The sequence below is a fragment of the Streptomyces sp. P5F9 genome (assembly GCF_057961495.1).
Genome location: NZ_JBXVPZ010000367.1, coordinates 1 through 10,064, shown reverse-complemented (window position 1 = coordinate 10,064; position 10,064 = coordinate 1). Strand labels below are relative to the sequence as shown.

The 10,064-nt window shown below is 70.4% G+C and carries 6 protein-coding genes, 1 tRNA gene and 1 pseudogene; 4 read left to right on the top strand and 4 right to left on the bottom strand.

Features of this window, described 5'->3' with window-relative positions; genetic code table 11:
• A pseudogene (locus AC31A1_RS38550) lies at window positions 1-321 on the bottom strand (hypothetical protein); the annotation flags it as partial.
• A 233-nt stretch (window positions 322-554) separates the two neighbouring features.
• Between AC31A1_RS38550 and AC31A1_RS38545 the strand changes: the two are divergent.
• From AC31A1_RS38545 to AC31A1_RS38530, 4 genes are all read left to right on the top strand, one after another.
• A complete protein-coding gene (locus AC31A1_RS38545) occupies window positions 555-2,726 on the top strand; it encodes a DEAD/DEAH box helicase (protein WP_489657745.1) in 2,172 nt (723 codons plus the stop codon).
• 185 nt (window positions 2,727-2,911) lie between these two features.
• Entirely contained in the window at window positions 2,912-5,686 is a 2,775-nt protein-coding gene (locus AC31A1_RS38540) for an FG-GAP-like repeat-containing protein (RefSeq protein ID WP_489657744.1), read from the top strand.
• A 69-nt stretch (window positions 5,687-5,755) separates the two neighbouring features.
• On the top strand, window positions 5,756-7,315 hold the full coding sequence (locus tag AC31A1_RS38535; protein WP_489657743.1) for an amino acid permease: 1,560 nt from the start codon (window positions 5,756-5,758) through the stop codon (window positions 7,313-7,315).
• A gap of 131 nt (window positions 7,316-7,446) precedes the next feature.
• Window positions 7,447-7,519 (top strand) — tRNA-Lys (locus tag AC31A1_RS38530).
• 898 nt (window positions 7,520-8,417) lie between these two features.
• Here AC31A1_RS38530 and AC31A1_RS38525 read toward each other — a convergent pair.
• The 3 genes from AC31A1_RS38525 to AC31A1_RS38515 all read right to left on the bottom strand — a co-directional run bounded on the left by AC31A1_RS38525 (window position 8,418) and on the right by AC31A1_RS38515 (window position 9,911).
• Window positions 8,418-8,852 (bottom strand): DUF2267 domain-containing protein, encoded by a 435-nt coding sequence (locus tag AC31A1_RS38525; RefSeq protein WP_489657742.1) that lies wholly within the window; start codon window positions 8,850-8,852, stop codon window positions 8,418-8,420.
• 119 nt (window positions 8,853-8,971) lie between these two features.
• Entirely contained in the window at window positions 8,972-9,361 is a 390-nt protein-coding gene (locus AC31A1_RS38520; RefSeq protein WP_489657741.1) for a DUF2267 domain-containing protein, read from the bottom strand.
• A 115-nt stretch (window positions 9,362-9,476) separates the two neighbouring features.
• Window positions 9,477-9,911 (bottom strand): Hsp20/alpha crystallin family protein, encoded by a 435-nt coding sequence (locus AC31A1_RS38515; protein ID WP_489657740.1) that lies wholly within the window; start codon window positions 9,909-9,911, stop codon window positions 9,477-9,479.
• Window positions 9,912-10,064 lie beyond the last annotated feature (153 nt).

Genomic DNA, 10,064 nt, shown 5'->3' with positions numbered 1-10,064 from the left:
CGGGAAGCCGAAGCCGGGGGAGTCCGCCTCTGGTTCGGCCTCGCCGTCAGCGCCGGGGGGTGCGGCGAGTCCGTCGGCCTCCAAGGCGCCCGGACCGGGTGCGAGTCCGAAGCCGGGGGCGCCGACCACGGCCGCGCCGCAGCCGACCCCGACGCGGACTCCTCCGCCCGCCGACCCGTCGCCGAGTCCTCCTTCGCCGTCCCCCGACCCGACCGTCGCGGAGCCCTCGTCCTCGGCCCACGAGGACCCCGCACCGCAGCTGGTGGACCGTGAACCGGCACCGGCGGCCGGGTCGCCGGCGTAGCGACGGGTGTGACGCACGTCAATGAGGGCGGGTTTGCGTTGGGGGGTGGTAGGTGCGTAAGGTGGTAGATCGTTTGATCCCATTGCCCGGCGCCACTGTAGAGCGCGCCGTGTGGCGCGTACTCTCCCTTGCCGTGGCGGACCGCATTGAGGCGGTCGATAGCGAATCACGGAGTTGACGGGCGCGTGCCGACGGATACTCCGGAAGGTTTCGCATTCGCATGTCCATTTCCAGTACTGATCACATCGTCATGCCCGAGAACGAGGGCGACGAGACGGCCGTAGAGGCCACCACCGAGGCGGCCCCCGAGGTCACCTTCGCGTCCCTCGGTCTCCCCGAGGGCATCGTGCGCAAGCTCGCGCAGAACGGTGTGACAGCCCCCTTCCCGATCCAGGCGGCGACCATCCCGGACGCCCTGGCCGGCAAGGACATCCTCGGCCGCGGCCGCACCGGCTCCGGCAAGACCCTCTCCTTCGGTCTGCCGCTGCTCGCGACGCTGTCCGGCGGCCGCACCGAGAAGAAGCGCCCGCGCGGCATCATCCTCACCCCGACCCGCGAGCTCGCGATGCAGGTGGCGGACGCGCTCCAGCCCTACGGCGACGTCCTCGGCCTGAAGATGAAGGTCGTCTGCGGCGGCACGTCCATGGGCAACCAGATCTACGCCCTGGAGCGCGGCGTCGACGTCCTCGTCGCCACCCCGGGCCGCCTGCGCGACATCATCAACCGCGGCGCCTGCTCCCTCGAAGACGTGCGGATCGCCGTCCTCGACGAGGCCGACCAGATGTCCGACCTGGGCTTCCTGCCCGAGGTCACCGAGCTGCTCGACCAGATCCCGGCCGGCGGCCAGCGCATGCTGTTCTCGGCGACCATGGAGAACGAGATCTCCACGCTGGTCAAGCGCTACCTCACCGACGAGGTCACGCACGAGGTCGACAGCGCGCAGGGCAACGTCACGACGATGTCCCACCACATCCTCATCGTGAAGCCCAAGGACAAGGCGCCGGTCACCGCCGCGATCGCCTCCCGCAAGGGCCGCACGATCATCTTCGTCCGCACCCAGCTGGGCGCCGACCGCATCGCCGAGCAGCTGCGCGAGTCCGGCGTGAAGGCCGACGCGCTGCACGGCGGCATGACGCAGGGCGCCCGTACGCGGACGCTGGCGGACTTCAAGGAGGGCTACGTCAACGCGCTCGTCGCGACCGACGTCGCCGCCCGCGGTATCCACGTCGACGGCATCGACCTGGTCCTGAACGTGGACCCGGCCGGCGACCACAAGGACTACCTGCACCGCGCGGGCCGCACGGCGCGTGCCGGTCGCACGGGCACCGTCGTCTCCCTCTCGCTGCCGCACCAGCGCCGTCAGATCTTCCGGCTGATGGAGGACGCGGGCGTCGACGCCGGGCGTCACATCATCAACACCGGTACGGCCTTCGAGCCCGAGGTCGCCGAGATCACCGGCGCCCGTTCGATGACCGAGGTCCAGGCCCAGTCGGCGGGTGACGCCGCCCAGCAGGCCGAGCGTGAGGTCGTCCAGCTCACCAAGGAGCTGGAGCGGGCCACGCGCCGCGCCGCCGAGCTCCGCGAGGAGTCCGACCGCCTGATCGCCCGTGCCGCGCGCGAGCGGGGCGAGGACCCGGAGACGGCGGTCGCCGAGGCCGCCGCCGTGGTCGAGGCCGCGGCCGCCGAGCAGTCGGCCGCCGTGGAGGCGCCGGTGCGCGAGGAGTCCTCTTCCTACGACCGTCCGCGCCAGCAGCGTGACGACCGCGGCAACTACGAGCGCCGTGACCGCGGTGGCGACCGTGGCGGCTTCCGCCGCGACGACCGCCCCTCGGGTGGTTTCCGCCGTGACGACCGCGGCGGCAACGACCGCGGTGGCCGTTCCTTCGACCGTGACCGTCGTGACGACCGTCCGTCCGGTGGTTTCCGCCGCGACGACCGCGGTGGCAACGACCGCGGTGGCGACCGTGGCGGCCGTTCTTTCGACCGTCGTGACGAGCGCCCCTCGGGCGGCTTCCGTCGTGACGACCGTGGCGGCAACGACCGCGGTGGCGACCGTGGCGGCTTCCGCCGCGACGACCGTCCCTCGGGCGGCTTCACCAACGACCGCCGTGACGGCGACCGTGGCGGCCGTTCCTTCGACCGTGACCGTCGTGACGACCGTCCGTCCGGTGGCTTCCGCCGCGACGACCGCGGTGGCAACGACCGTCCCGCGTCGGGCGGTTACCGTCGCGACGACCGTCCCGCGACCGGTCACCGGGGCAGCGACCGCCCGTTCAACCGTGACCGCCAGGGCGACCGCCCGGGCTTCCGCACCGGCGGCCACGACCGTCCGTCCGGCCACCGCGGCACGACCGGCACGGGCACCGGCACCGGTACCTTCGGCCGCCGCGACGACAAGCCCCGCTGGAAGCGCAACGGCTGACACCGAGTGAGGTGACGAAGGGCCCGTACGACACTCTCGTACGGGCCCTTTCGCATGCCCCGGAAACCCCGGTGGCCCCAGGACCGCTCACTGATAGTCTCCCGTGGCCCGCTTAGGGCATGCACATTTCATTCACAGGCATCAGGCATCAGGCATCAGGCATGGTCGAGGGGCCGGGGGGTTCCGTGAAGGGCCGCACATTCGTACGGCGCCGAGGGCTCGGGGGTGCGGCGCTGGTCGCCGTTCTCGCGCTCGCGGCGGGTTCACTGGGGGTTGCCGGGGCGGAGGGGACGGCCGCGGCCGCCAGTGCGGCGGGTGAGACCGTGCTGCCCTCCGCGATCAGGACCAACCCGCGCAACGCCGTGCTGGAGGGTTACGGCGACACCGGTCTGCTCTCGCAGCCGGAGGGCACCGCCCACCAGCAGTGGACCGACTACGCGACGGGACAGTCCCGGGACGTGACCGAGCTCGCCCAGTGGGACGGCATCCAGGGCCCCCTCGGACTGGCGCAGTCCGACACGGCGTACGAGCTGACCACGGGCAGTCCGTACGTCGTCCGGTTCCACGACATCAATACGGGCGCGGACCGGGGCACGGTCACCGTGCCCACCGGCCTGAAGTGGGCCGGCACGGCGGGCGTGACGGTCGTCGCGTACGAGGGCTCTCTTGTCAACGTACGCGCGGTGCACCTGCTCAGGCCGACGGCCGACGGCGGCACCTCCGACGCGCTGGTGACGGGCTTCCCCGAGGGCGCGAAGATCCTGGCGGTGAGCGCCAAGGACGCCCGCTCCCTGCTGCTGCGCTACCGCGTGCCGACGGACGACCCCACGGTCTTTCTCGACCAGCTCGTGCTCGTCGACGTCCGGGACGGGACCCTCACCAAGATCTTCGCCCCGTACCCAGCCACCTCCGGCAGGGTCCCCTTCCTCAGCCACGACTACGTCGGCTGGTGGTACCCGGGGGCCGGCGCCCGCCTGGTGCGCCGGGACGACCTGGGCGGCCCGGTGACCCAGGTCCCCGGCACTCCCACGGTCGGCAAGGTCTCGCTCTCCGTCGTAGGAGACCAGGTGGTGACGGTCGACGACGCGACCCGCGAGCTGCTGACCATGCCTCTGACCGGGGGCACGTGGCAGCAGTTGTTCCCCGCGATGGACGGTTTCCTCCGGGAGGCGCCCGACGGGTCGCTCATCGTCGAGGCGGGCTCGGGCCAGCAGGACTGGGGCGTGCGGCGCCTCACCGAATCACCCGAGGGCGAGGTGGTGGCCCGGAAGATCATCGACCTGCCGCCGGTACCCGCGCCCGTCGACGGGCTGACCCTGGCCGGCGGCACGCTCACGTACACCGATCAGACCACGTCACCGTCGTACGACGTCATGTGGAACTCGCGGACGGTCTCGGCGGGTTCACCGCCGCAGGTCGGACCGGTGCGCCAGGCTGGCGGCTGGGTCAAGCAGTGCGGTGTCGCGTACGCCTGCAACCGCCCCTTCGGCCTGACGGACGGATCCGTCGTCTACGACGACGGCCCCGGCTCGACCGGAACGATCCACCACCGCACGTCCTCCGGCCTGGTGGACAGCGTGTCCTTCGACGGGGCCCAGGTGGTGACGGCGGACGGCACGTACACGGTGATCTCCGGTACCGCGCACAAGCAGTACGTCTACGACTGGGCGCATCACCAGGTCGTCGCCACGCGCACGGCGGCCACCGCCACGCTCCGGGACGGTCAGCTGTGGACCACCGCGTCCACCGCCGGACATCTGACGATGACCCGGCTCGGCTCCACCACACCGGCCGTGGACGTCAACATCGGCTCCGCCTGCACGCCCAACGAGCTGCAAGTCTACGCCCGTTGGATCTACTGGACCTGCGCGACCCAGGGGAAGGCGGGAGTGTTCGACCGCTCTCGCGGACGCTCGGTGGACGTGCCGACCGGTGACGCCCTGCTGGCCGACGGCTTCCTGATCCGGCACGACACCGCCCGCGGCAAGCTGGTCCGCACCGATGTCACCTCCGGCAAGACGGTCACCGCCGATGTAGCCGACCTGCCCGCGACAGCGAACCTCGACGAGCGCGTCGGCGGTTCGGACCGGCGTATCCGCTGGACGCTGGACCCGTACACCAACCGTGTGGCCTACGTGGACTCCGCCGAGCGCATCCACCTCCTGACCGCCGGCACGCCCGCCGCACCGGTGCGGCGGGACCACGTCGGCCGGGACGGCATCGCCGACCTGCTCACCCTCGACTCCTCGGGGGCCCTGGCCTTCCAACAGGGCACGGGGACGGGCACGTTCGCCGGGAAGGTCAGCGGCACGGGCTGGCCGACGAGCGTGAAGGCGGTCCCGTTCGGCGACCTGAGCGGGGACCGCTGCAACGACGTCCTGGTCCGCCTGAGCAGCGGAGCGCTCCGCCTGTACAAGCCGGCCTGCGATGCGGCGCTGAAGCCGTCGACGGCCTACACGTCACTCGGGACGAGCGGCTGGAACCAGTACGACGTGCTGACCGCGCCCGGCGACATCAGCGGCGACGGTCGCCCCGACCTGATCGCGCGGGCCGCGTCGTCCGGCACCGTCTACCTCTACAAGGGGACGAGCGCGGGCAAGCTGTCGGCGCGCGTGAAGCTGTACGCGGACTGGAAGACGTACAAGAAGGTCGTCGGCGTCGGTGACATCAACGGCGACGGCATCGGCGACCTGATCTCCCAGGACAGGTCGAACACCGTGTACCGCTACTACGGCACCGGTCACGGCACGTTCGGGGCGCGGGCGAAGTTGTTCGGCGCGTGGGGCGGTTCGTACAACACGGTCATCGGTGTCGGCGACATCACCGGGGACGGGAAGGCGGACCTGGTCGAGCGGGACTCGGCGGGCAACCTGTTCCGCAACAGCGGTGACGGCAAGGGGTCGTTCGGGGCGCGGGTGAAGATCTCGGGCGGGTGGCAGGGCTACAGGGGCATTTTCTAGCCACATCGAGTCCTTATCGATTCCTTAAGTGGCGCATGTCACGCCCCCGGTGAGGGAATCGCTGGGGGCATGACAGATGACGCCATAGCGAGTGGGCTGTCAAAGGGAGATCCCCCCGGTCTCTCCGACGAAGAACGGCTTGCCCAACTCGGCTACACGCAGGTTCTCGCCCGCCGCATGTCGGCGTTCTCCAACTACGCGGTCTCCTTCACGATCATCTCGGTCCTCTCGGGCTGCCTGACGCTGTATCTGTTCGGCATGAACACGGGCGGCCCGGCCGTGATCATGTGGGGCTGGGTGGCCGTAGGCCTGATGACGCTGTTCGTCGGCCTGTCGATGGCCGAGATCTGTTCCGCCTACCCGACGTCGGCGGGCCTGTACTTCTGGGCCCACCGCCTGGCGCCCCCGCGCACGGCGGCGGCCTGGGCGTGGTTCACGGGCTGGTTCAACGTCCTCGGCCAGGTCGCGGTGACCGCGGGCATCGACTTCGGCGCGGCGTCGTTCCTGGGCGCGTACCTGAACCTGCAGTTCGACTTCAAGGTGACGCCGGGCCGCACGGTGCTGCTGTTCGCGGCGATCCTGATCCTCCACGGCCTGCTGAACACCTTCGGCGTGAAGATCGTCGCCCTCCTCAACAACGTGAGCGTGTGGTGGCACGTGCTGGGCGTCGGCGTGATCGTCGGCGCGCTGACCTTCGTCCCCGACCACCACCAGTCGACGACCTTCGTCTTCACGAAGTTCGTGAACAACACGGGCTGGGGCAGCGGCGTTTATGTCGTGTTGCTGGGCTTGCTGATGGCGCAGTACACCTTCACCGGCTACGACGCCTCCGCCCACATGACGGAGGAGACCCACGACGCGTCGACAGCGGGTCCGAAGGGCATCGTCCGCTCGATCTGGACGTCGTGGATAGCCGGCTTCGTCCTCCTCCTGGGCTTCACGTACGCGATCCAGTCGTACAACGGGGAGTTGAAGTCGGCGACGGGCGCGCCCCCGGCCCAGATCCTCCTCGACGCCCTGGGAGCGACGTCGGGCAAGCTCCTGCTCCTGGTGGTGATCGGCGCGCAGCTCTTCTGCGGGATGGCGTCGGTGACGGCCAACAGCCGCATGATCTACGCCTTCTCACGCGACGGAGCGCTCCCGTTCTCCCGCGTCTGGCACACGGTGAGCCCGCGCACGCGGACGCCGGTGGCGGCGGTGTGGCTGGCGGCGGGGGGCGCGTTGGTGCTCGGCCTCCCCTACCTGATCAATTACACGGCCTACGCGGCGGTGACGTCCGTGGCCGTGATCGGCCTCTACATCGCGTACGTCATCCCGACACTGCTGCGGCTGGGCAAGGGGGACGACTTCCAGCGCGGGCCGTGGCATCTGGGCCGGTGGTCGCGGCTGATCGGCACGGTGTCGGTGGTGTGGGTGATCGTGATCACCGTGCTGTTCATGCTGCCGCAGGTGTCGCCGGTCACCTGGGAGACCTTCAACTACGCGCCGGTGGCGGTGCTGGTCGTCCTGGGCTTCGCGGCGGCCTGGTGGTTCGCCTCGGCCCGGGAGTGGTTCCTGAACCCGGAACACGCCCGCACGAAGGCACGGGAGGCGGCGCGGGCGGGGGCGCCTGAACCGGTGGATCCGTAATACTCCGGGCCAGTTGGTCCCTCGTCCCGGCCCTGCTCGCACCCTGTTCTGCCGTCCGGCGCGGCCGTGTCCCCGATACCCGATCGGAGACACGGCCACGTCCCGCTATGCTCGGGGAGGCAACATCGCGAGGACCCTTAGCTCAATTGGCAGAGCAGTGGACTTTTAATCCATTGGTTGTGGGTTCGAGTCCCACAGGGTCTACCGGCGCGGGGGAGGGGAAACCCCTTCTGACCTGCGGTGCAGCGTCCGGGTTGGCTTCGGTCGGCTCGGGCGCTTCCGCGTTTCCGAGCCACTGTGTGAGCGGATGTGCTCTGGGCCGGCGGATCGGCGGTTGATCGGTTGGCTCCCGGGGCGGAGCCAGGAGCCGTCCTCCTGTGTGAAGACCTTGCCTGGGTCCTGCCAGGCGTCGCCCCGTTTCGCGCGCTTCAAGTGGACGTGGATGCGGGAGACGTAGCCGTTGAGCGTGGTCTTGCGGCGCTCCTTCGCGGCGGACCACTGGTCGAGCAACTCACCGACGGCTGGAGAGCATGGGGCACTTCCTGCCGAGCGGCTTACCGGTCTCGGGGTCGCGGCAGTAGTGCAGTAGTAGGGGCGGTGAGTCGAGCCCTTCACGGCGTTCCTCCTGGGCCCATGGCCAACTCGGCGACTGGGGACGGAAAGGTCCGCACGCTCCACAAGCCGTGGGGATACGAGGACATCGGACAGAGCCGCCCTCACCGCCCTCACCGGCCTCGCCGGTCCTCACGGTGATGATCCGCGCCCCCCGCTGCCCCATTCGATCGTGAGTCACTTCTGCACCGAGGAGTGCGATACCCGGTGTTGCCAGTGCCGGCAGACTCTCTGAGCCGTATCACCGCGACGCCGCCGGGCCGCACCGCGCGGCGGATGCCTGACCCGTCGGCCGGGGCGGGGGGCGAGGGGGGGAAAGCCGGCGGCAGGATTTCCGGCCGGCTTCACACGGTCTTCGGCGGAACCGCGGCCTGGCCTGCCCGGCAGCGCGAAGGGCCGGGCTCCGGGGAGGTGGTCGCCGGAGCCCTTTCCCGTTCCGTCCGGTTCCTTGGTCACTGCGGGCGTTCTCGCCCGCTGCGGCCCGGAACGGTCAGGCGGTCCGGGTGAGTTCGGCGCGGCCGAACAACAGCGCGTATCCGGACGGGAGCTGGGCCAGGATGCGGTCCAAGAGGCCGGGGCCGGCCAGCGAGCCGACGACGGCCAGGACGGCTCCGGTGTCCCAGCGGGCGGTCGCGGGGGTGGCGCCGGTGCGGGCGCCCAGGTCCTTGACGAAGCCCCAGCCGGTGAGCGGCTGGGGTGCCGGGATCTGGCCGGTGAGATCGAGGGCGGCCTCTACGGGCAGACAGGCAGCGAGTTCTACGCGTTCGTCGCCGGTGAGCTGGCGGCCCAGGGCCTCCAGCACGGCGCGCGTGACGTCCTCGGCCCGCTCCCGGGTGGGATACGCACCCTCGTAGCGGATTCTTTCCAGCATCTGGTGAAACGTCGTGCCGGGCCGGGCAGAGGCCGGTTCACGCAGCGGAAGCATGGGGAAGTGGTCGCCTTTCTCGTGCAAGGGGCTTGGGCTTGTCGCCGACTGGGCGGGCCGGCCGGATGAGGGTCGGCCTGCCCAGTCGGCCCATGTAGGCGGGTCGCGCCTTTCTGGACTCAGGTGTGTTCGGGGCGGCCGAACAGGAGGTCGTAGCCCGGGGGGAGCTGGAGCAGGATGCGGCGGGTGAGTTCCTCGCCCGCCGCGTCGGCGGTCACGCTCAGTACGGCGCCGACGTCCCAGGCGGCGGTCTGTTCGGTGGCTCCCTCGATCCACGCCGCGGTCGCCCGCAGGAACCGCTCCGGCGGGAGCGGCTCGGTGGCCCGCAGCGGGTTGAGGAGAACCAGGGCGAAGGTTTCCGGGAGCCGGGCGGCCAGCTCGGCCCGGACCTCGCCCACCAGGTGCGCGCCCAGCAGGGTGAGAACGGTACGTGCGGCCCGCTCTGCTTCCTGGGGTGTGGTGTACTCGCCGCGTTCCCGCACGTGGTCGAGGAATGCTTCCCAGCGCATGGCCGCCCCTGTCCCTTCTGCGTCGTCGTGCGAGGGAGGTGGCGCGGAGGACGGGAGTTGAGGGGGAGATCGATGCCCGTCCTCCGCCGTCGGCGCGGTCGAGGGGACCGGCTCCTCAGCCGCTGATCTGCCGGCGCTCGGCCTGGCCGCCGATGGTGATCCTGCGGGGCTTGGCGCGCTCGGCGATCGGGATCCGCAGGGTCAGCACCCCTGCTTCGTAGTCGGCCGTGATGCGTTCGGTGTCCAGGGTGTCGGCCAGCACCAGCTGACGGGAGAAGACGCCCAGGGGCCGCTCGGAGAGTTCCATCTGTACGTCGTCGGCCTTCGCGGCCGGGCGGCGCTCGGCCTTGACGGTGAGCATGTTCCGCTCGACGTCGATGTCGATCGCGTCCTTCGCCACACCCGGCAGGTCGAGGGCGATCACGTACTCCTCGCCCTCACGGTAGGCGTCCATCGGCATCGCCGAGGGCCTGGACCAGGTGCCGGTCACGCCCGTCAGCTGCTGGGCGATCCGGTCGAGTTCGCGGAACGGGTCCGTGCGCATCAACATCGCGAAAACACCTCCACAGGTCTGGCAGAAACTGCCAATGCGCTTCGTCTGGCACCGTTGTAACATGTCATCCAAACGATGACAAGCGGAGCGTCATCCAAACGATGACGCCTGAGAGGATCTTCGTGAACACCTCCCCCGAGCCCCGTGACC

Coding starts and splice junctions, on each gene's coding strand:
- AC31A1_RS38525 (WP_489657742.1), bottom strand. CDS start 8,852: ATGCTTCCGCTGCGTGAACCGGCCTCTGCCCGGCCCGGCACGACGTTT.
- AC31A1_RS38520 (WP_489657741.1), bottom strand. CDS start 9,361: ATGCGCTGGGAAGCATTCCTCGACCACGTGCGGGAACGCGGCGAGTAC.
- AC31A1_RS38545 (WP_489657745.1), top strand. CDS start 555: ATGCCCGAGAACGAGGGCGACGAGACGGCCGTAGAGGCCACCACCGAG.
- AC31A1_RS38535 (WP_489657743.1), top strand. CDS start 5,756: ATGACAGATGACGCCATAGCGAGTGGGCTGTCAAAGGGAGATCCCCCC.
- AC31A1_RS38515 (WP_489657740.1), bottom strand. CDS start 9,911: ATGTTGATGCGCACGGACCCGTTCCGCGAACTCGACCGGATCGCCCAG.